22 protein-coding genes are annotated in these 20666 nt (G+C 66.2%); 13 read left to right on the forward strand and 9 right to left on the reverse strand.

Features of this window, described 5'->3' with window-relative positions:
• Positions 1 to 11: 11 nt before the first annotated feature.
• The 4 genes from JQX08_RS16670 to pilG form a co-directional block, all read right to left on the reverse strand.
• On the reverse strand, positions 12 to 2060 hold the full coding sequence (locus tag JQX08_RS16670) for a methyl-accepting chemotaxis protein (protein ID WP_205349539.1): 2049 nt from the start codon (positions 2058 to 2060) through the stop codon (positions 12 to 14).
• A gap of 81 nt (positions 2061 to 2141) precedes the next feature.
• Positions 2142 to 2678 (reverse strand): chemotaxis protein CheW, encoded by a 537-nt coding sequence (locus JQX08_RS16675; protein WP_205349540.1) that lies wholly within the window; start codon positions 2676 to 2678, stop codon positions 2142 to 2144.
• Between the two features lie 45 nt (positions 2679 to 2723).
• Positions 2724 to 3089: a twitching motility response regulator PilH gene (gene pilH, locus JQX08_RS16680; protein ID WP_205349541.1), complete on the reverse strand. Its 366-nt coding sequence runs from the start codon at positions 3087 to 3089 to the stop codon at positions 2724 to 2726.
• A gap of 45 nt (positions 3090 to 3134) precedes the next feature.
• On the reverse strand, positions 3135 to 3542 hold the full coding sequence (gene pilG, locus JQX08_RS16685; RefSeq protein ID WP_205349542.1) for a twitching motility response regulator PilG: 408 nt from the start codon (positions 3540 to 3542) through the stop codon (positions 3135 to 3137).
• Between the two features lie 248 nt (positions 3543 to 3790).
• On the opposite strand from pilG, the gene gshB reads away from it, so the two are divergent.
• From gshB to JQX08_RS16720, 7 genes are all read left to right on the forward strand, one after another.
• On the forward strand, positions 3791 to 4762 hold the full coding sequence (gene gshB, locus JQX08_RS16690) for a glutathione synthase (protein ID WP_205349543.1): 972 nt from the start codon (positions 3791 to 3793) through the stop codon (positions 4760 to 4762).
• Between the two features lie 87 nt (positions 4763 to 4849).
• The gene (locus tag JQX08_RS16695; protein WP_205349544.1) at positions 4850 to 5743 is read left to right on the forward strand and encodes an energy transducer TonB; all 894 of its coding nucleotides are present in this window, start codon (positions 4850 to 4852) and stop codon (positions 5741 to 5743) included.
• 63 nt (positions 5744 to 5806) lie between these two features.
• Positions 5807 to 6373: a YqgE/AlgH family protein gene (locus JQX08_RS16700; RefSeq protein WP_205349545.1), complete on the forward strand. Its 567-nt coding sequence runs from the start codon at positions 5807 to 5809 to the stop codon at positions 6371 to 6373.
• A complete protein-coding gene (ruvX, locus tag JQX08_RS16705; protein ID WP_205349546.1) occupies positions 6373 to 6801 on the forward strand; it encodes a Holliday junction resolvase RuvX in 429 nt (142 codons plus the stop codon). The genes JQX08_RS16700 and ruvX overlap by 1 nt, the downstream gene beginning before the upstream one ends.
• A 66-nt stretch (positions 6802 to 6867) precedes the next feature.
• Complete coding sequence (gene pyrR, locus JQX08_RS16710) at positions 6868 to 7383, forward strand: bifunctional pyr operon transcriptional regulator/uracil phosphoribosyltransferase PyrR (RefSeq protein WP_205349547.1); 516 nt, start codon at positions 6868 to 6870, stop codon at positions 7381 to 7383.
• Positions 7384 to 7394: 11 nt separating this feature from the next.
• Positions 7395 to 8405: an aspartate carbamoyltransferase catalytic subunit gene (locus tag JQX08_RS16715; protein WP_205349548.1), complete on the forward strand. Its 1011-nt coding sequence runs from the start codon at positions 7395 to 7397 to the stop codon at positions 8403 to 8405.
• A complete protein-coding gene (locus JQX08_RS16720; RefSeq protein WP_205349549.1) occupies positions 8405 to 9676 on the forward strand; it encodes a dihydroorotase in 1272 nt (423 codons plus the stop codon). Before JQX08_RS16715 ends, JQX08_RS16720 begins: the two co-directional genes overlap by 1 nt.
• 69 nt (positions 9677 to 9745) lie before the next feature.
• Here JQX08_RS16720 and JQX08_RS16725 read toward each other — a convergent pair whose 3' ends face one another.
• The 3 genes from JQX08_RS16725 to JQX08_RS16735 form a co-directional block, all read right to left on the reverse strand.
• Entirely contained in the window at positions 9746 to 10933 is a 1188-nt protein-coding gene (locus tag JQX08_RS16725) for a trans-sulfuration enzyme family protein (protein WP_205349550.1), read from the reverse strand.
• A complete protein-coding gene (locus JQX08_RS16730) occupies positions 10930 to 12303 on the reverse strand; it encodes a pyridoxal-phosphate dependent enzyme (RefSeq protein ID WP_205349551.1) in 1374 nt (457 codons plus the stop codon). The genes JQX08_RS16725 and JQX08_RS16730 overlap by 4 nt, the downstream gene beginning before the upstream one ends.
• A 181-nt stretch (positions 12304 to 12484) precedes the next feature.
• The gene (locus JQX08_RS16735) at positions 12485 to 12886 is read right to left on the reverse strand and encodes an NINE protein (RefSeq protein ID WP_205349552.1); all 402 of its coding nucleotides are present in this window, start codon (positions 12884 to 12886) and stop codon (positions 12485 to 12487) included.
• 287 nt (positions 12887 to 13173) lie between these two features.
• Here JQX08_RS16735 and JQX08_RS16740 point away from each other — a divergent pair, with 287 nt between their 5' ends.
• Positions 13174 to 13752, forward strand: coding sequence for a C40 family peptidase (locus JQX08_RS16740; protein WP_205349553.1), 579 nt, complete (start codon positions 13174 to 13176; stop codon positions 13750 to 13752).
• A 51-nt stretch (positions 13753 to 13803) separates the two neighbouring features.
• On the opposite strand, the gene JQX08_RS16745 is transcribed toward JQX08_RS16740, so the two are convergent.
• Both JQX08_RS16745 and pilT read right to left on the reverse strand, forming a co-directional pair.
• Complete coding sequence (locus JQX08_RS16745) at positions 13804 to 14949, reverse strand: PilT/PilU family type 4a pilus ATPase (RefSeq protein ID WP_205349554.1); 1146 nt, start codon at positions 14947 to 14949, stop codon at positions 13804 to 13806.
• Positions 14950 to 14988: 39 nt separating this feature from the next.
• Positions 14989 to 16023 carry a type IV pilus twitching motility protein PilT gene (gene pilT, locus JQX08_RS16750; RefSeq protein WP_205349555.1) on the reverse strand — a complete coding sequence of 345 codons (1035 nt, stop codon included), beginning with the start codon at positions 16021 to 16023 and terminating at the stop codon, positions 14989 to 14991.
• A gap of 63 nt (positions 16024 to 16086) precedes the next feature.
• Between pilT and JQX08_RS16755 the strand changes: the two genes are divergently transcribed.
• The 5 genes from JQX08_RS16755 to JQX08_RS16775 all read left to right on the forward strand — a co-directional run bounded on the left by JQX08_RS16755 (position 16087) and on the right by JQX08_RS16775 (position 20666).
• Positions 16087 to 16797 (forward strand): YggS family pyridoxal phosphate-dependent enzyme, encoded by a 711-nt coding sequence (locus JQX08_RS16755; protein ID WP_205349556.1) that lies wholly within the window; start codon positions 16087 to 16089, stop codon positions 16795 to 16797.
• Between the two features lie 10 nt (positions 16798 to 16807).
• Positions 16808 to 17626: a pyrroline-5-carboxylate reductase gene (gene proC / locus JQX08_RS16760; protein WP_205349557.1), complete on the forward strand. Its 819-nt coding sequence runs from the start codon at positions 16808 to 16810 to the stop codon at positions 17624 to 17626.
• A 9-nt stretch (positions 17627 to 17635) separates the two neighbouring features.
• Positions 17636 to 18229 carry a YggT family protein gene (locus JQX08_RS16765; RefSeq protein ID WP_205349558.1) on the forward strand — a complete coding sequence of 198 codons (594 nt, stop codon included), beginning with the start codon at positions 17636 to 17638 and terminating at the stop codon, positions 18227 to 18229.
• A 2-nt stretch (positions 18230 to 18231) separates the two neighbouring features.
• Positions 18232 to 18525, forward strand: coding sequence for a DUF167 domain-containing protein (locus JQX08_RS16770; RefSeq protein WP_205349559.1), 294 nt, complete (start codon positions 18232 to 18234; stop codon positions 18523 to 18525).
• Positions 18526 to 18683: 158 nt separating this feature from the next.
• Complete coding sequence (locus JQX08_RS16775; RefSeq protein ID WP_205349560.1) at positions 18684 to 20666, forward strand: dynamin family protein; 1983 nt, start codon at positions 18684 to 18686, stop codon at positions 20664 to 20666.

The raw sequence follows: 20666 nt of genomic DNA on the forward strand, positions 1-20666 counted from the left end.
CGCCCCTATGCTCAGGCCTGTTCCGCGGCGTCGGGCAGGGTGAAACCGGACACCGATCGACGCATCTCGCTGGCCATCTTGGCCAAGTTACCGATGCTCTTCGCGGTAGCGGTGGTACCTGCCGAGGTCTGCGAGGTGATCTCCTGGATCACGTTCATGGTGTTGGAGATATGGCCGGCCGACGAGGCCTGCTGGCGGGCAGCGTTGGAGATGTTCTGAATCAACGCCGCGAGGGTCTTGGATACCTTCTCGATCTCTTCCAGCGCCACACCGGCGTCCTGCGCCAGGCGCGCACCGCGTACCACCTCGGAGGTGGTTTGTTCCATCGAGATCACCGCCTCGTTGGTGTCGGTCTGAATGGTCTTCACCAGCGCTTCGATCTGCTTGGTCGCCGCCGAGGAGCGTTCCGCAAGGCGCTGTACTTCGTCCGCAACCACCGCGAAGCCGCGGCCTGCGTCACCGGCCATCGACGCCTGGATCGCGGCGTTGAGGGCGAGAATGTTGGTCTGGTCGGCAATGTCGTTAATCAGGCTAACGATGTCACCGATCTCCTGGGACGACTCACCGAGGCGCTTGATCCGCTTCGAGGTGTCCTGGATCTGCTCACGAATGTTATCCATGCCGGTGATGGTGTTGTGCACCACCTCGTTGCCCTTGTTGGCGATGGCTACGGAACGTTCCGCTACCGCCGAGGATTCGGAGGCGTTCGCCGATACCTGGTCAATCGACACGGCCATCTCGTTGATCGCCGCGGAGGCCCCGGCGATTTCCTGCGCCTGGTGCTCGGACGCGTCGGCCAGGTGCATGGCGGTCGCCTGGGTTTCCTGGGCCGCCGCGGACACCTGCACGGCGGTCTGGTTGATGGTTGCCACCAGGTCGCGCAGCTGGTCGATGGAGTAGTTGATCGAGTCGGCGATGGCCCCGGTGAAGTCTTCGGTCACCGTTGCCGCCACCGTCAGGTCACCGTCGGCGAGGTCGGCGATTTCGTCGAGCAAGCGCAGAATCGCCGCCTGGTTGCGCTCGTTCTTCTCGGCGGTCTCCGCCAGACGACGACGGGTACTCTGCACCATGACCAGGCCGATCAGGATGATCGATCCCAGCGCCAGCGCGCCCAGCACGTAACCGGCCAGGGTATTCAGATGACGTCCACCGGCCAGGTTCTCGAAGCCTTCGGCGAGGCTCGACGCCTTCTCCAGCTGAGTCTGCGAAACGGTGAAGATGGAGTTGGCCGACTCACGTACCTGGAACAGCTCCGGCGAGGTCTCGAGAATCTCGTCCACCGAGCCGGAGACGAATTCGAACAGCTCGGAAATCTCGCCGAGGCGCTCCAGCGCTTCGGTGTCGGTCACCTTGGAGATGTTCATCGCCGCGTTGCCTTCGACCATCGCCTTCAGTACGCGACCGAACAGGCTGGCGTCGCGGCCGAACATGTCGGCGGCCTGCACCGAGTCTTCGTCACCGGCCAGCACCTTGTTCACCGAGCCGAGAATCCGTTCGGCGAGCAGCGATTGACGCTGCGCCACCGACACCTGGGCCGCCGGCGCACCGCTCTGCAACAGGATGTCGACCACTTCCTCGTACTCGACCTGCAGCTGCGGGATGGTTTCGGCGAGGGTCGCGGCCACCTGGTGCAGCGACAGTACTGTCTGTTCGCTGGCGATAATGGCGTCGGAGTTCTTGCGCAGGCTGTCCCAGTCCTGCTGCACGGCGGCCATTTCCGCCTGCACTGCAGCCGGTGCCGACGGCAGACCGGTCGACTCGTCGCCACCGACCAGGATGTTCCAGCGCTTCTCGAAGTCGTTTCGCGCGTCCTTCAGCAAGGCGAAGGCTTCCGCCTTACCGGCCGCCGCTTCGGTGGCGTTCTTCGCAATCCGCTGCGACAGGACGCGGAGCTCACCAGCGTGGCTGATGTATTCCTTGTCGTAGTTCGACTGGGTGTTGAGGTAAGCGAAGTTGGCGAACAACAGCACGATGGAGACGATCAGGACGATAAACAGTCCGGCGATCAGCGTGCTGCTGCGCATACCTGCCAAAATATTGCCTGCGTTGAATTTTTTCATTATCTGGCCCCCGCCTGGACCTACCGCACTACTAGTCCCATCTAACGCCAAAAGGTCGGCACTGCCGACCCCGCCGAGTTGCTATACCGCTACTTCGAGAAAGCCCGGGTGCAATGCCAAGGCATGCGGGCTGAACACCAGCCATGGCTGTTCACGCTGGAACACGCCATGAATGAACGGCTCGATGCCGCCATCGAGCGGCGGCACCTGTTCGGAAAAACTGTCGACTGGGAAATGCTGCATGCCGAACACCTCATCCACCGTGAGGCCGGCAAAGACTTCCTGATGGTCGACCACCAGCACGCGGCGCTGCTTGCGCAGCGGCGACAGGTCCTGACCGAAGAACCCACACAGGTCCATCACCGGCAGCAGCCGCCCACGCACATTGGCCACGCCCTTGACCCAGCTCTTGACGCCGGGCAGCAAGGTGAAACGCGGTTCGTGCAGGACTTCCCCGACTTCGCCCATGGGCGCGACGAAATAGCGCTCACCCATGCGAAAGCCGATGCCACTCCAGGTCTGCACCACCACTTGCTGCGACGGCAAGCCGGCGGCCAGCACACGGCAGCGCTGGTCGATCTCGAGGAGAAGCTGGAAAGGAGTCTGTGCGTCCGCCATGCGGGCCCCGGTTTCTTCTTATTAGTGTCGCGCCGCGGTCGCTATTTAGCCGACCAGCACCGCGTTCAGGGTTTTCAGCAGCGTATCTTCATCCACCGGCTTGGTCAGGTAGTCGCGCGCCCCCTGGCGCTTGCCCCAAACCTTGTCGGTTTCCTGATCTTTGGTGGTGACGATGATCACCGGGATGTGCCCGGTCTCGGAGTCCTTGGTCAGCTGACGGGTCGCCTGGAAGCCATTCAGGCCAGGCATGACGATGTCCATCAATACGGCATCCGGCAGCTCCTGGCGCGCCAGGGCGACGCCATCGGCGCCGTTTTCCGCCTTGAGCACCTGATGACCGTGCTTTTCCAGCATCGCGGTCAGCTTGTACATCTCGGTCGGCGAGTCATCAACAATCAGAATTCGAGCCATGTTCTTCCCCATACAAAAAAGGATCGCCAGCCAGGCGGCCGGACATCAGGAAGCGTGTTCTACCGGGCTGAATTCAGGCACGTGGGCCTTGATCGCGCCGAGCAGTTCTTCCTTGCTGAAAGGCTTGGTGAGGTATTGGTCGGAGCCGACTATGCGGCCCTTGGCCTTGTCGAACAGGCCGTCCTTGGAGGACAGCATGATCACTGGCGTGGACTTGAAGGCGCTGTTGTTCTTGATCAGCGCGCAGGTTTGATAGCCATCGAGACGCGGCATCATGATGTCGACAAAGATGATGCTGGGATGGGTATCGGCAATTTTGGCCAGGGCGTCGAAGCCATCCACCGCAGTGATGACATCACAACCCACTTTCTTGAGAAGAGTCTCCGCGGTGCGACGAATCGTCTTGGAGTCGTCGATCACCATGACCCTCAAACCATCGGAATGCTGTTCCATGTCTGCCCTATTGTCGCCTCGGTGAGTCGTTATTCTTGCTTTATACCAGCGCCTTTCAGGCCCTGTCACCGATGGGCTGAAACCCAATCGTCGGGCCTTTTTAACACAGTCTCCAGAAGCACGCTATAAGCCCCGAAAACCGGCGCTCCTCCTTGACCCGGAGCCGACTCGGCGCCACTCTGGCGCATCGATATCGACCCCTTGGCAGAGCCCCTGCCGCCCCTTTTCCCTGCGGAGGATTCACCCCCATGAGCGTTCGCCTTGGCATTGTCATGGACCCGATTGCGCGCATCTCCTTCAAGAAGGACAGCTCGCTGGCCATGCTCCTCGCCGCCCAGGCCCGCGGTTGGTCGCTGCACTATATGGAGCAGCAGGACCTCTACCAGGGGGGCGGTGAAGCCCGTGCCCGTGTGCGTCCGCTCAAGGTGTTCGCCGATCCGCAGCGCTGGTTCGAGCTCGGCGGGGAAAGCGACATCGCCCTTGCCGACCTGGACGTGATCCTGATGCGCAAGGATCCGCCGTTCGACATGGAGTTCGTCTACTCCACCTACCTGCTCGAACAAGCCGAGCGCGCCGGCGTGCTGGTGGTCAACCGCCCGCAAAGCTTGCGCGACTGCAATGAAAAGCTGTTCGCCACGCTGTTCCCGCACTGCATGCCGCCAACCCTGGTCAGCCGCAGGCCTGACATTCTGCGTGAGTTCGCCAAACAGCAGCGTGACATCATTCTCAAACCCCTGGATGGAATGGGCGGTTCGTCGATCTTCCGCCATCGCGAGAACGACCCCAACCTCTCAGTGATTCTCGAAACCCTGACCGCCCACGGCAGCCAGCAGATCATGGCGCAGGCCTACCTGCCGGCAATCAAGGAAGGCGACAAGCGCATCCTGATGATCGATGGCGAGCCAGTGCCCTACTGCCTCGCGCGCATCCCCGCCGAGGGCGAGAGCCGCGGCAACCTGGCCGCCGGCGGGCGCGGCGAGGCCCGTCCACTGACCGCACGAGATCGCTGGATCGCCGCGGAAGTCGGCCCGGTGCTGCGCGAGAAGGGCCTGCTGTTCGTCGGCCTGGACGTGATCGGCGACCACCTCACCGAGATCAACGTGACCAGCCCGACCTGCATCCGCGAAATCGACAATGCCTACGACACGCGCATCGGCGAGCAGTTGATGGACGCCATCCACGGCAAGCTCACCGCCCAGGGCTGGACGCCGAAAGCTTGATCCACTCAGCAGCTTGCTGCTGCCGGCTTGCAGCCTGAGCACCCGAGCCGGCAGACTGCGCCGCAACCTTGGCCGACCCGATTTCCGATGAACGCAGCCGCCACCTATCCCGACTTTCCCGCCACGCGCGTGCGCCCGGCGGACCGGCTCGGCTTTACCCTGTTCGTCGCCACGGCCTTGCACCTGGCGCTGATTCTCGGCATCGGCTTCAGCCTGCCGGAGAGCAGCGAGATCAGCAAAACCCTGGAAATCACCCTGTCGACCTTCAAGAGCCAGGAGAAACCCAAGGACGCCGACTTCCTCGCTCAGGACAACCAGCAAGGCAGCGGCACCCTGGAGCACAAGGCAGCGCCGAAAACCACCGAGCTCGCGCCGTTCCAGGACACCGAGATCCGCAAGGTGGCACCGCCCGCCGCGCCCAAGCAGAGCGCCAAGCAGGCCGCGCCGAAGGCCGCGGTGGCGACGCGCAAGCCGCAGCCGCAGAAGACCCCGGTGAAGCGCGAGCAGGACAAACCGGAGCCGCAGCCACAAGCCGCGCCGAGTTTCGACAGCGAACAGCTGTCGGCGCAGATCTCCAGTCTCGAAGCGGAGCTGGCCCAGGAGCAGCAGCGCTACGCCAAACGGCCGAAGATCCACCGCCTCAATGCCGCCTCGACCATGCGCGACAAGGGCGCCTGGTACAAGGACGAGTGGCGCAAGAAGGTCGAGCGGGTCGGCAACCTCAATTACCCCGACGAGGCCCGTCGCCAGCGGATCTACGGCCACCTGCGGCTGCTCGTGGCGATCAACCGCGACGGCAGCCTGTATGAAGTGCAGGTGCTGGAGTCGTCCGGACAGCCGCTGCTCGACCAGGCCGCGCAGCGCATCGTGCGCCTGGCCGCACCGTTCGCCCCGTTCACCGGCGACCTGGCGGACATCGACCGCCTGGAAATCATCCGCACCTGGCGCTTCGAGCGCGGCGACCGACTGTCGAGCAACTGATCGGCGGCGCCCGACGCGCCACCGCGCTTGAAGCGCACCGCTTTAAGCTTGAAACTAGCGCTTATGAAAAGCGCACCCAGCTACCTCAAGCACCACTTCCTGATCGCCATGCCGCACATGGCCGACCCCAACTTCGCGCAAACCGTCACCTACCTGGTCGAACACAACGAGCAGGGCGCCATGGGCCTGATCATCAACCGCCCCAACGGCCTCAACCTCGCCGACGTGCTCGAGCAGCTGCGCCCCGACGACACGCCGCCGGCCCTGTGCCAGAGCCTGCCGATCTTCGCCGGTGGGCCGGTGCAGACCGACCGCGGCTTCGTCCTGCACAACGCCGGCCCGCAGTTCCAGGCCACCCTCGAGCTCGGCGAGCTGTCGCTGTCGACCTCGCAGGACGTGCTGTTCGCCATCGCCGACGGCCAGGGCCCGGACAAGTACCTGATCGCCCTCGGCTATGCCGGCTGGGAAGCCGGGCAGCTGGAGCACGAGCTGGTCGACAACGCCTGGCTGACCTGCCCGGCCGACCCGCAGATTCTCTTCGACCAGCCGCATGACCAGCGCCTGGCAGCGGCCGCCGCCCGCCTCGGCATCAACCTCAGCCTGCTGACCTCCCAGGCCGGGCACGCCTAATGAACGACCGTGCCCCACGCCTGCTGCTCGGCTTCGATTACGGCAGCAAGCAGATCGGCGTTGCCGTCGGCCAGGCAATCACCGGCCAGGCCCGCGAGCTGTGCGTGCTCAAGGCGCAGAACGGCGTGCCGGACTGGAGCCGCGTCGAGGCACTGATCAACGAATGGCAGCCCGACGCCATCGTGGTCGGCCTACCGCTCAACATGGACGGCAGCCGCAGCGAGATGAGCGAGCGCGCGGAGAAGTTCGCCCGCCGCCTGCACGGCCGTTTCAACCTGCCGGTGCACACCCACGACGAACGCCTGACCACCTTCGAGGCCAAAGGCCATCGCCTCGCCCAGGGCCAGCGCGGCAGCTACCGCGACAACCCGGTCGACGCCCTGGCCGCCGCCCTGCTGCTGCAGGGCTGGCTGGAGCAGCACCTGTAATTGACCCAGGACACTAGCCGGCCGCGGCCAAGCGCCTAAGCTGAGTGCGCCACCCAAGGAGTGCCCATGAACCTACCGAATCCCGCCGACCTGCTGCCCGCCATGGCCAGCGCGCTGAACCAGCACCTGACGCGCCGGCAGATCGCCACACCGCGCTTCATCGGCATTCATACCGGTGGCGTGTGGGTCGCCCAGGCGCTGCTGCAGGCCCTTGGCCGCACTGACGAGCTGGGCCTGCTCGACGTGTCGTTCTACCGCGACGACTTCACCCAGAACGGCCTGCATCCGCAGGTGCGCCCCTCGGCGCTGCCGTTCGAGGTGGACGGCCAGCACCTGGTGCTGATCGATGACGTGCTGATGAGCGGGCGCACCATCCGCGCCGCACTCAACGAACTGTTCGACTACGGCCGCCCGGCCAGCGTGACCCTGGTCAGCCTGCTCGACCTCGACGCCCGCGAGCTGCCGATCCGCCCCGACGTGGTCGGTGCCACCCTGTCGCTCGGCGCCGACGAGCGGATAAAATTGCTCGGCCCCGCGCCGCTCCGCCTGGAGCGCCAAACCCTCGCCTCCGCCGCCAACTGAGAAACCCCGCGATGACGCCGACCGCCGCCAAGCGCCCGCTGCAGCTCAATGAACAGGGCCAGCTATGCCATTTCCTGACCCTCGACGGCCTGTCCCGCGAGCTGTTGACCGAACTCCTCGACACCGCCGACTCGTTCCTCGAAGTCGGCGCCCGCGCGGTGAAGAAAGTCCCGCTGTTGCGCGGCAAGACCGTGTGCAACGTGTTCTTCGAGAACTCCACGCGCACCCGCACCACCTTCGAGCTGGCCGCCCAGCGGCTGTCCGCCGACGTGATCACCCTCAACGTGTCGACCTCCTCGACCAGCAAGGGTGAAACCCTGTTCGACACCCTGCGCAACCTCGAGGCGATGGCCGCCGACATGTTCGTGGTGCGCCACGCCGACTCCGGCGCTGCGCACTTCATCGCCGAGCACGTCTGCCCCAACGTGGCAATCATCAACGGCGGCGACGGCCGCCACGCGCACCCGACCCAGGGCATGCTCGACATGCTGACCATCCGCCGCCACAAGGGCGGCTTCGAGAACCTCTCGGTGGCGATCGTCGGCGACATCCTGCATTCGCGGGTGGCGCGCTCGAACATGCTGGCGCTGAAGACGCTCGGCTGCCCGGATATCCGCGTGGTGGCACCAAAGACCCTGCTGCCGATCGGCATCGAGCAGTACGGCGTGCGGGTGTTCACTGACCTCGCCGAAGGCCTCAAGGACGTCGACGTGGTGATCATGCTGCGCCTGCAGCGCGAGCGCATGCAGGGCGGCCTGCTGCCCAGCGAGGGCGAGTTCTACAAGCTGTTCGGCCTCACCGAGCAGCGCCTGCAACTGGCCAAGCCGGATGCCCTGGTGATGCACCCGGGGCCGATCAACCGCGGCGTGGAAATCGAGTCGGCGGTGGCCGACGGCCCGCAGTCGGTGATCCTCAACCAGGTCACCTATGGCATCGCCGTGCGCATGGCGGTGCTATCCATGGCCATGAGCGGGCAGACCGCGCAACGCCAGCTGAATCAAGATTCCGAGGAGCAGAACTGATGCGCACCCACATCCTCGGCGCCCGCGTCATCGATCCGGCCAGCGGCCTCGACCAGGTCGCCGACCTCTATATCCAGGACGCCAAGATCGCCGGCATCGGCCAGGCGCCCGCCGGCTTCGTTGCCGAACGCACGCTCGACGCCCAGGGCCTGGTCGCCGCGCCGGGCCTGGTCGACCTGTCCGTCGCCCTGCGCGAACCGGGCTACAGCCGCAAGGGCAGCATCGCCAGCGAGACCCTCGCCGCGGCCGCCGGCGGCGTCACCAGCCTGTGCTGCCCGCCGCTTACCAAACCGATCCTCGACACCTCGGCGGTCGCCGAGCTGATCCTCGACCGCGCCCGCGAAGCGGGGCACACCAAGGTGTTCCCGATCGGCGCGCTGAGCAAGGGCCTGGCCGGCGAGCAGCTGGCCGAGCTGGTCGCCCTGCGCGACGCTGGCTGCGTGGCGTTCGGCAACGGTCTGACCCAGTTCGACAACAACCGCACCCTGCGCCGCGCACTGGAATACGCGGCGACCTTCGACCTGACCGTGGTGTTCCACTCGCAGGACCGCGCCCTGGCCGAAGGCGGCCTGGCCCACGAAGGGCCGACCGCCAGCTTCCTCGGCCTGGCCGGGATTCCCGAGAGCGCCGAGACCGTGGCCCTGGCCCGCGACCTGCTGCTGGTCGAGCAGGCCGGCGTGCGCGCGCACTTCAGCCAGCTGACCAGCGCGCGTGGCGCCGAGCTGATCGCCCAGGCGCAGGCGCGCGGCCTGCCGGTGACCGCCGACGTGGCGCTGTACCAGCTGATCCTCACCGACGAGGCGCTGATCGACTTCTCCAGCCTCTACCACGTGCAGCCGCCGCTGCGCAGCGCCGCCGACCGCGAGGGGCTGCGTCAGGCGCTGAAGGACGGGGTGATCGGCGCCATCGCCAGCCACCACCAGCCGCACGAGCCGGACGCCAAGCTGGCGCCGTTCGCCGCCACCGAGCCGGGCATCAGCAGTGTCGAACTGCTCCTGCCGCTGGCCATGACCCTGGTGCAGGACGGCCTGCTCGACCTGCCGACCCTGCTCGCCCGCCTCAGCCACGGCCCGGCCCAGGCCCTGCACCTGCCGGCCGGCCAACTGGCGGTCGGGCAGCCGGCCGACCTGCTGCTGTTCGATGCGGCCGCCTCGACCCTGGCCGGGGAAACCTGGTACTCGCGCGGGCAGAACTGCCCGTTCATCGGCCACTGCCTGCCGGCAGCGGTGCGCTACACCCTGGTCGACGGGCATATCAGCTACCAGGCCTGAGTCCCGTCCGCCGGACACGAAAAGCCCGCTCAGTTGAGCGGGCTTTTTTCATTCAGCCGCGCTGCCAGGTCAGATGCGCGCCAGCGCCTGGGCCAGATCGGCGCGCAAATCCTCGAGCTCTTCGACCCCGACCGACAGGCGCACCAGGCCGTCGCCGATGCCCAGCTGCGCGCGGGTCTCGGCGGGGATGCTGGCGTGGGTCATGATCGCCGGGTGCTCGATCAGGCTTTCCACCCCGCCGAGGCTCTCGGCCAGAGCGAAGATCTGCACGCTTTCGAGGAAGCGCTTGGCGCCGGCCAGGTCGCAGTTCAGATCCAGCGAGATCATCCCGCCGAAGCCATGCATCTGCCGCTGCGCCAGCGCGTGCTGCGGGTGCGAGGGCAAGCCTGGGTAGTACACGCGCGCCACCTGCGGCTGCTGCTCCAGCCAGCGCGCCAACTCCAGGGCGTTCTCGCAATGCCGTTGCATGCGCAGCGCCAGGGTCTTCACCCCACGCAGGGTGAGAAAGGCGTCGAACGGCCCGGCGATCGCGCCGACCGCGTTCTGCAGGAAACCCAGCCGTTCGCGCAGCTCGGCCTGGCGCGGCGCACCGCCAACGATGGCGATTCCACCGATCACGTCGGAGTGGCCGTTCAGGTACTTGGTGGTCGAGTGCACCACCACATCGAAGCCCAGCTCCAGCGGGCGCTGCACCCAGGGGCTGGCGAAGGTGTTGTCGGCCACCGCGATGATCCCGCGCTGGCGGCAGAGCCTCGCGACTTCGGCCAGGTCGGTGAGGCGCAGCAGCGGGTTGCTTGGCGTCTCCACCCAGACCATGCGCGTCTCCGGAGTCAGCGCCGCCTGCAGCGCGGCCGGGTCGGCCAGGTCGACGAAGCTGAAGCGGTGCCCGGCGCTGCGCCGCCGCACCCGCTCGAACAGCCGGTAGGTGCCGCCGTACAGGTCGTTGCCGGACACGATGTGCGCGCCGGCATCGAGCAACTCGAGGGTGGTCGAGATCGCCGCCAGCCCGGAGGCGAAGGCGAACGCCTGGGCGCCGCCTTCCAGGTCCGCCACGCAGCGCTCCAGCGCCCAGCGCGTCGGGTTGTGCGAGCGCCCGTAGTCGAGGCCCTTGTGTACCCCCGGGCTGTCCTGGGCGTAGGTGGAGTTGGCGTAGATCGGCGGCATTAGCGCGCCGGTCGAGGGGTCGGGCGCCTGGCCGGCATGGATCACCCGGGTGGCGAAGCCGCGCGGCGCGGCGGACTCATCGTGCTGGCTCATGTGAGGGTCTTCCGCAGGTGGTTGAGCAGGTCGAAGCGGGTGATCAGGCCGTGGAAGCCACTGTGGTCGGCGACGATCGCCACCAGGCCGCGATCCAGCACCGCCTCCAGTTCGTGCAGGCTGGCCGCCGGCGCCAGGGTTTCCGGGGTGTCGGTCATCGCGCTGCTGACCGGCGCGCGGAAGCAGCTGGCATCGGCGTGCACGCTGAGCAGCAGGTCGGATTCGTCGATCAGGCCGACCAGCTGGCCATCGACCAGCACCGGCAGTTGCGACAGGTCGGCCAGGCGCATGCGCTGGAAGGCGGTCAGCAGGGTGTCGCCGGGACCGACGCTGACCACCCCGCCCTCGGCGAAACGCCGCGCGATCAGGTCGCGCAGGTCGCCGTAGCGGGCGCGCTGCAGCAGGCCCTGGTCGGTCATCCACTGGTCGTTGTAGACCTTCGACAGGTAGCGGGTGCCGGTGTCGCAGACGAAGCTGACCACCCGCTGCGGAGTGGTCTGCTCGCGGCAGTAGCGCAGCGCCGCGGCCAGCAGGGTGCCGGTCGACGAACCACCGAGGATGCCTTCGGCGCGCAGCAGCTGACGAGCATGGTCGAAGCTTTCCTCGTCGCTGATCGAATAGGCACAACGCACGCTGGACAGGTCGGCGATCGACGGTACGAAGTCCTCGCCGATGCCTTCCACCGCCCAGGCGCCCGGCGTGCCCAGGGTGCCGCTGCGGCTGTACTCGGCCATCACCGAGCCGACCGGGTCGGCCAGCACCATGCCGAGGTTCGGCTGCACGCGGCGGAAGAAGCGGGTCAGCCCGGTCAGCGTGCCGGCCGAGCCGACGCCGACCACGATGGCGTCGAGATCGTGGTTGGTCTGTGCCCAGAGTTCCGGCGCGGTGCTGCACTCGTGGGCCAGCGGGTTGGCCGGGTTGTTGAACTGGTCGGCGAAGAACGCCTGGGGAATCTCCGCGGCCAGCCGCGCGGCCACGTCCTGGTAGTACTCGGGGTGGCCCTTGCCGACGTCCGAGCGGGTGATGTGCACCTCGGCGCCCATCGCCTTGAGGTGGAGGATCTTCTCGGTGGACATCTTGTCCGGCACCACCAGCACCACCCGGTAGCCCTTGGCGCGACCGACCAGGGCCAGGCCGAGGCCGGTGTTGCCGGCGGTCGCCTCGACGATGGTGCCGCCGGGCTTGAGGCGCCCGTCGCGCTCGGCCGTGTCGATCATCGCCAGGCCGATGCGGTCCTTGATCGAGCCGCCGGGGTTCTGGCATTCGAGCTTGAGGAACAGCGTGCACAGCCCGGTATCGAAGCGGCTGACGCGCACCAGCGGGGTGTTGCCGATCAGTTCGAGGACGGCGGGGCGGGTGTCGTTCGGCATGTCGTCTCCTCCTGACGGCACGCTACGGCAGGAGCAGGTGCGAGTGCTTCGCGCCATCACCACGGGGAACGCGGTCGCCGCTGCGGCCTACTTGGACCATAGGCGGCGCAACTCAGCCAGGCAACCGCCGGCAGTCGCCCCCGGCGCCGCCGGTCTCACCGGCGGCGCAGACGCACCAGCCTCAGACGCGGCGGGCGTTGACCAGCGAGACCTGGTCGTTGAGCGTCCAGAAGTCGTAGAGCACGCCAATAAAGAAGAAGCCGCCGGTGAGCAGGTAGAGAATGCCGCTGAGCCACTTGCCCTGGTACATGCGGTGCACGCCGAAGATGCCGAGGAAGGTCAGCAGGATCCAGGCGACGTTGTAGTCGGTCGGCCCGGCGATGAAGCGCAGGTCGGCCTCGCGGTCCATCGCCGGAATCAGGAACAGGTCGATGATCCAGCCGACAAACAGCAGGCCGAGGGTGAAGAACCAGATGGTCCCGGTCACCGGCTTGCCGTAGTAGAAGCGGTGCGCGCCAAGGAATCCGAAGATCCACAGTAAGTAGCCGATGACCTTGCTGTGGGTGTCCTGGGTGTTTTGCATGCATGCCTCCTGTCGGGTAACTGCCGAAACGATGTGACCGCCACTCTACCCCAGCGCGGCGCACCGGCTGAAGGCGGGCGCGGCTCGACGACCGCGCGCAAAGCCGCGTCACAGCAGCGATGGCGATTTCTTAGCCACCCAGGTTTTCTCCCTTTAAACCGGGCAAAAAGCAGGAATTTGTCTCAGACGTAAGCGGCAAAGCCAGGGGGAAGAGCCGACAGGTGGTCAAAAAATGCGCAAAAAAGCTGTTATAAAGTTTCGCGATCTGAACGACGAGCCCTGCCAAGATGCGTCTGATTTACCTGACATGGCTAGCCATTTGCCTCTCCTTTTCGGTGAGCGCCCAGGCAAGCAACCGCTACCAGCCCCTCCCGGCTGGCGCCTCCGGCTTCACCGCGAAATCCGGCAGCGCCGGCACCGCGCGCGTGCACAGCTTCACCCCGACCCGCACCCTGTCGGCCATCCACAGCAGCCAGGTGCTCAGCCGCGCGGTCAATGCGCTCGGCACGCCCTATCGCTGGGGCGGCACCACGCCGAAAGGCTTCGACTGCAGCGGCCTGGTGCGCTACGCGTTCCGCGACATCGATGAAGTCAGCCTGCCGCGCACCTCCAGTGCGATGGCCAGCGGCAAGGGCCAGCGCGTCGCCCGTGCCGACCTGCAGCCCGGCGACCTGCTGTTCTTCAACATCAAGAGCCGGCGGGTCAACCACGTCGCCATCTACCTCGGCAACGACCGCTTCATCCACGCCCCGCGGCGCGGCAAGAAGGTCACCATCAGCGACCTCAGCAAGCCGTACTGGAAGAAGCATTACGCGCTGGCCAAGCGCGTGCTGCCGGCCGGCCAACCGAGCCTGGCGCAGCGCTGAGCCGCTGAACACCGCACATGAAAACGGCGCCCTTGGGCGCCGTTTTGCGTTTCAGCGGAAGCGTCGACCGGGGTCGTCTTCGCTGATTTCCAGGCTGAGCCCACCGGCGACCTGGCTGAGGTGGTCGCCATCGGTTTCCGAGCCGAGCTTGATCATCAGGCGCAGGTCGTTCGCCGAGTCGGCGTACAGCAGCGCATCTTCGTAGGTGATCTCGCCCTGGGTGTAGAGGGTATAGAGCGCCTGGTCGAAGGTCTGCATGCCCAGCTCGGTGGAGCGCTTCATCAGGCCCTTGAGCTCGTGCACTTCGCCCTTGCGGATCAGGTCGGCGGCCAGCGGGGTGTTGATCAGCACCTCGATCACCGCGCGGCGGCCCTTGCCGTCCGGAGTCGGCACCAATTGCTGGGCGACGATCGCCTTGAGGTTCAGCGACAGGTCCATCCACACCTGGTTGTGCCGGTCCGGCGGGAAGAAGTTGATGATCCGGTCCAGCGCCTGGTTGGCGTTGTTGGCGTGCAGGGTAGCCAGGCACAGGTGGCCGGTTTCGGCGAAGGCCACGGCATGGTCCATGGTCTCGCGGGTCCGCACCTCACCGATGAGGATCACGTCCGGCGCCTGGCGCAGAGTGTTCTTCAGCGCCACTTCGAACGACTCGGTGTCGATGCCGACCTCGCGCTGGGTGACGATGCAGCTCTGGTGCTGGTGGATGTACTCGATCGGGTCTTCGATGGAGATGATGTGGCCGCTGCTGTTCTTGTTGCGGTATCCGATCATCGCCGCCAGCGAGGTCGACTTACCGGTACCGGTGGCACCGACGAACAGCACCAGGCCGCGCTTGGTGAGCGCCAGCTTCTTCAGCACTTCCGGCAGTTTGAGGTCGTCCAGCGTCGGGATGTTGGTCTCGATGCGGCGCAGCACCATGCCCACCAGGTTGCGCTGGTAGAAGGCGCTGACCCGGAAACGGCCGATGCCGCGCGCGCTGATGGCGAAGTTGCACTCGTGGTTCTTGGCGAAGTCGTGGCGCTGCTGTTCGTTCATCACCGCCAGCACGGTTTCGCGGGTCTGCTCGGGCGACATGGCGTTCTTGGTGACCGGCATGATCTTGCCGTTGACCTTCATCGACGGCGGCACGCCGGCGGTGATGAACAGGTCGGAGCCGCCTTTTTCCACCATCAGGCGCAGTAGCTTCTCGAATTCCATGGAGTTGTCTCTCGCTTATCCTGCGCGGCGCCGGCCGAATCAGAAGGTTTCCGGGTTCTTGGATTTTTCCCGCGCGATTTCGCGGCTGACCAGGCCCTTGGCGACCAGGTTCTTCAAGCACATGTCGAGGGTCTGCATGCCCAGCGAGCCGCCGGTCTGGATCGCCGAGTACATCTGCGCCACCTTGTCCTCGCGGATCAGGTTACGGATCGCCGGGGTACCGATCATGATCTCGTGGGCCGCCACCCGGCCGCCGCCGATCTTCTTCATCAGGGTCTGCGAGATTACCGCCTGCAGCGATTCGGAGAGCATCGAGCGGACCATGGATTTCTCTTCCGCAGGGAACACGTCGACCACCCGGTCGATGGTCTTCGCCGCCGAGGTGGTGTGCAGCGTGCCGAACACCAGGTGACCGGTTTCCGCGGCGGTCAGCGCCAGGCGGATGGTTTCCAGGTCACGCATCTCACCGACCAGGATGATGTCCGGGTCTTCCCGCAGCGCCGAACGCAGCGCCTCGGAGAAGCCGAGCGTGTCGCGATGCACTTCACGCTGGTTGACCAGGCACTTCTTCGATTCGTGGACGAATTCGATCGGGTCTTCGATGGTGAGGATGTGGTGGTACTTGGTGTTGTTCAGGTAGTCGAGCATCGCCGCCAGGGTGGTCGACTTGCCCGAACCGGTCGGTCCGGTGACCAGCACCAGGCCGCGCGGCACGTCGGTGATCTTGCGGAACACCTCGCCCATGCCGAGCTCTTCCATGCTCAGCACTTTCGAGGGAATGGTCCGGAACACCGCGCCGGAACCGCGGTTCTGATTGAAGGCGTTGACCCGGAAACGCGCCACGCCGGGCACTTCGAAGGAGAAGTCGGTCTCGAGGAATTCTTCGTAATCCTTGCGCTGCTTGTCGTTCATGATGTCGTAGATCAGCGCGTGCACTTGCTTGTGGTCGAGCGGCGGCAGATTGATGCGCCGCACGTCCCCATCGACCCGGATCATCGGCGGCAGTCCTGCCGACAGGTGCAAGTCGGACGCGCCTTGCTTGGCACTGAAGGCCAGCAGCTCTGTGATGTCCATGGAACTCCCCAAATACAAGCAAGCAGGTAGAATGCCGCTGACCCAGAGCGGCGGGCGCAAGTAATGTCCAACATAGCAAAGAATATTGCAAAGGTCGGCGAGCGTATCCGTGAGGCGGCGCAAGCCGCGCAGCGCGATGCCGCCTCGGTCGGCCTGCTCGCGGTGAGCAAGACCAAGCCGGCGACGGACATCCGCGCGGCGCATGCCGCCGGGCTCAACGACTTCGGCGAAAACTACCTGCAGGAAGCCCTGGCCAAGCAGCTCGAACTGCGCGATCTGCCGCTGACCTGGCACTTCATCGGACCGATCCAGTCGAACAAGTGCAAGGCGATCGCCGAACACTTCGCCTGGGTGCATTCGGTGGACCGCTTGAAGATCGCCCAGCGCCTCTCCGAGCTGCGCCCGGAGGGACTGCCACCGCTGAACATCTGCCTGCAGGTCAATATCAGCGGCGAAGCCAGCAAGTCCGGCTGCGCGCCGGAGGAACTGCTGGCGCTGGCCAGCGCGGTCGCCCAGCTGCCGCACGTGAAGCTGCGCGGGCTGATGGCGATCCCCGAACCCACCGATGACCCGCAACTGCAGCGCGCGACCTTTGCCCGCGTGCGCGGCCTCGCCGAAGAGCTGCGCGCCCGCCTCGGCCTCGACCTGCACACCCTGTCCATGGGCATGAGCCACGATCTGGAGGCCGCCATCGCCGAAGGCGCCAGCTGGGTGCGCATCGGCACTGCCCTGTTTGGCGCGCGCGACTATGCGCCGCCGCCCTCTTCTTTATAAGGAACCCGACATGCCATCCACTCGCATCGCCTTTATCGGCGCCGGCAACATGGCCGCCAGCCTGATCGGCGGGCTGCGCGCCCAGGGCGTCGCCGCCGACGCGATCCGCGCCAGCGAACCCTATGCCGAGCAACGCGCCAAGGTCGCCGCCGAACACGGCATCGAAGTGTTCGCCGACAACGCCGAAGCCATCCAGGGTGCCGACGTGATCGTTCTGGCGGTCAAGCCGCAGGTCATGAAAGCGGTCTGCCAGGCGCTGGCGCCGAGCCTCAGCGGCAATCAGCTGATCGTCTCGATCGCTGCCGGCATCACCTGCGCCAGCCTGGAACAATGGCTCGGCGTGCAGCCGCTGGTGCGCTGCATGCCCAATACCCCGGCGCTGCTGCGCCAAGGCGTCAGCGGCCTGTACGCCAACGCCCAGGTGTCGGCGGCGCAGCGCACGCAGGCCGAACAGCTGCTCTCGGCGGTCGGCCTGGCCCTGTGGCTGGAACAGGAGCAGCTGATTGACGCGGTCACCGCGGTGTCCGGCAGCGGTCCGGCATATTTCTTCCTGCTCATCGAGGCGATGACCGCGGCCGGCGAACAGCTCGGTCTGCCGCGCGCGACGGCCGCCCAGCTGACCCTGCAGACCGCGCTCGGCGCGGCGCGCATGGCGGTGGAGAGCGATGTCGACGCCGCCGAACTGCGCCGCCGGGTAACTTCGCCGGCCGGCACCACCGAAGCCGCGATCAAGACCTTCCAGGCCGGCGGCTTCGAGAAACTGGTACAACAGGCGCTGGACGCCGCCGCCAACCGCTCGGCCGAACTCGCCGAGCAACTGGGTCAATAAGGAGTAGTTATGTCCGGATTCGTCGAAGCCCTGATCTACATCATCCAGACCCTCGGCAGCCTGTACCTGCTGATCGTGCTGCTGCGCTTCATCCTGCAACTGGTGCGCGCCGACTTCTACAACCCGCTCAGCCAGTTCGTGGTCAAGGCCACCCAGCCGCTGCTCAAGCCGCTGCGCCGGGTGATCCCCGGCTTCGCCGGCCTCGACCTGGCCTCGCTGGTGCTCGCCGTGCTGGTCCAGCTGGTGCTGATGGTCGTCACCCTCACGCTGATGGGCTACAACGTCGCCGGCTTCATCCTGCAGCTGCTGGCCTGGTCGCTGATCGGCGTGACCTCGCTGTTCCTCAAGGTGTTCTTCTTCGCCCTGATCGTCAGCGTGATCCTCTCCTGGGTTGCCCCGGGCAGCTACAACCCCGGCGCGCAACTGGTCAACCAGATCTGCGAGCCGCTGCTGGCGCCGTTCCGTCGCCTGATGCCGAACCTCGGTGGCCTGGATATCTCGCCGATCTTCGCCTTCATCGCGATCAACCTGCTGGACCGCTTCGTGATCGGCAACCTGGCCGCCTATACCGGCATGCCGAAGCTGCTCAGCCCGTTTCTCTGAGCATGAGCTGGTTCCGCTGGGACGGCGCCGACCTGATCCTCGCCTGCCACCTGCAGCCCAAGGCCAGCCGCGACGAGTTCGCCGGGCTGCACGGTGAGCGGCTGAAGATCCGCCTCACCGCGCCGCCGGTGGAGGGCAAGGCCAACGCCCAGCTGCTGACCTTCCTCGCCGCCGCGTTCGGCGTGGCGAAAACCCAGGTGCAGCTGGAAAGCGGCGAGCTGAATCGGCACAAGCGGGTGCGCATCCACGCGCCCACCCGCCTGCCGCTGGAATTGTCGCTGAGCCCGCCGGACTGACCGCCCGACCCACTGGCCCCACCGCAAGGCGGGTCGGGCAGGATGGCCAATTGACGCTGCCGGTGGCTCACGCATAATGCGTCGAGAGGGGCGCATCCCGCCGTCCTCGCGTGGTTCCCTTCCCCAACCGCAGGATGCGCACCGAGAGGAGAGTCTGGATGAGCATGGAACGTCTCAGTCAGCAGGTGGAGGCCTACACGGCCTGGAAACGCGAGCTGATGCGCGAGATCACCCGCTATCGCAGCTGGCTGGCCAGTAGCCGGCTGAGCTCCGATGCCATCGAGGCACGCCTGGACGCCGCGCTGCGCCTACTGCGCACCGACCACATCACCCTGGCCTTCGTCGGCGAGTTCTCGCGCGGCAAGACCGAACTGATCAACAGCCTGTTCTTCTCCTCCTACGGCCAGCGCATGCTGCCGTCGCAGGCCGGGCGCACCACCATGTGCCCCACCGAGCTGTTCTTCGACCCCCGCTCGGAACGCCCGTACATCCGCCTGCTACCGATCGAGACGCGCCTGGCCGACGCCAGCGTCGCGCAGTTCAAGCGCATTCCGCGGCACTGGGTGAACATCCCGCTCGACCTCAGCGACCCGAGCAACATGATCCAGGCCTTCGCCCAGGTGGCCAAGACCAAACCGATGCCGGTCGAGCAGGCGATCCAGTTCGGCTTCCATCCGGACATGCTGGAGGACGCCGGCAAGCCCGGCCTGGTACTGGTGCCGGCGTGGCGCCACGCGCTGATCAATTTCGACCACCCGCTGCTGCGCCAGGGTTTGCGCATCCTCGACACGCCGGGGCTGAACGCGCTCGGCAGCGAGCCGGAACTCACCCTGTCGATGCTGCCCAACGCCCAGGCGATCCTGTTCCTGCTGGCCGCCGACACCGGGGTGACCGCCAGCGACATGGACATCTGGCGCAACCATATCCGCCAGCTCGACGAAGACACCCAGACCAGCCTGTTCGCCGTGCTGAACAAGATCGACGTGCTGTGGGACGACCTGGCCGGCGAGAGCTTCGTGCAGAACGCCATCGCCCAGGTGCAGAGCGCCACCGCCAAACAGCTCGGCATCAACCCCGCCGACGTGCTGCCGCTGTCGGCCAAGCAGGCCCTGCTGGCCAAGGTGCGCAACGACGACGCGCTGCTGCTGCGCAGCCAGATGCCAGCACTGGAAAGCCTGCTATGCGAACGCATCGTCGCGCAGAAGGAACGCCTGCTGGAAAGCCGGGTGGTCAATCAGGTGCTGGCCCTGGTGCAGAACAGCCAGCACGTGCTCAACCTGCGCCTGGAGAAGGTCACCGAGCAGCAGGGCCAGCTGTCCAACCACCAGCAGGACAACGGCCAGCTGCTGTTCGAACTGACCGCCAAGACCAAGCACGACCACAGCGAACACCACAAACGCCTGCTCAACTTGCGCACCAATCAGCGCCTGCTGCAGCGTCAGGGCGACCTGCTGTGCGCCGCGGTGCGCGGCGAGCGCCTCGACCTGCACCTCGACAAGCTGCGCGGCAACCTCGAGGGCAGCTGGACCACCTTCGGCATCCACCAGGCGATCCTGCATTTCTTCCATTCGGTGGAGGGCGACCTGCACGACCTCGAGCAGGAAGCCGAGATGGGCAACAAGATGGTCGCGGCCATCTACCGCCGGCACAACGAGGAGAACCCGCTGCACGGCATCGACGCGCCACTGTTCAACCTGCGCCCCTACCTGCGCGAGCTGCAGGGCCTGCGCGAAAAGGGCGACCAGTTCCGCCTGCACCTGAAGACCCTGCTCACCGAGCAGCGCGTGCTGACCCGGCGCTTCTTCGCCACCCTGGTCCAGGAAGTGGTCGGTCTGCACCAGCGCCTGCGCCAGGAAGCCGCGCAATGGGCGCACGACGCGCTGATGCCGCTGATGCAGCACACCCTGGAACACAAGCAGCTGCTGGAAAGCCACATGCTGCGTCTCAAGGCCCTGGCCCAGGACACCCAGCAGGCGCGCCAGCGCGGCGAACAACTGCAGCGCTACGCCAGCGATCTGCAGGCACAATTGCAGCAGGCCAGCGAGATCCTTCGCACCCTGCGCCGTCCGGCGCCGATCCAGCGCCAGGGCAAGGTCGTCACCCTGCCGGTGGCGAGCCGTCAGCAGGGCGCTCTCGAGTAA

The sequence above is a fragment of the Zestomonas insulae genome, assembly GCF_016901015.1.
GTDB classification, from domain to species: Bacteria; Pseudomonadota; Gammaproteobacteria; order Pseudomonadales; family Pseudomonadaceae; genus Aquipseudomonas; species Aquipseudomonas insulae.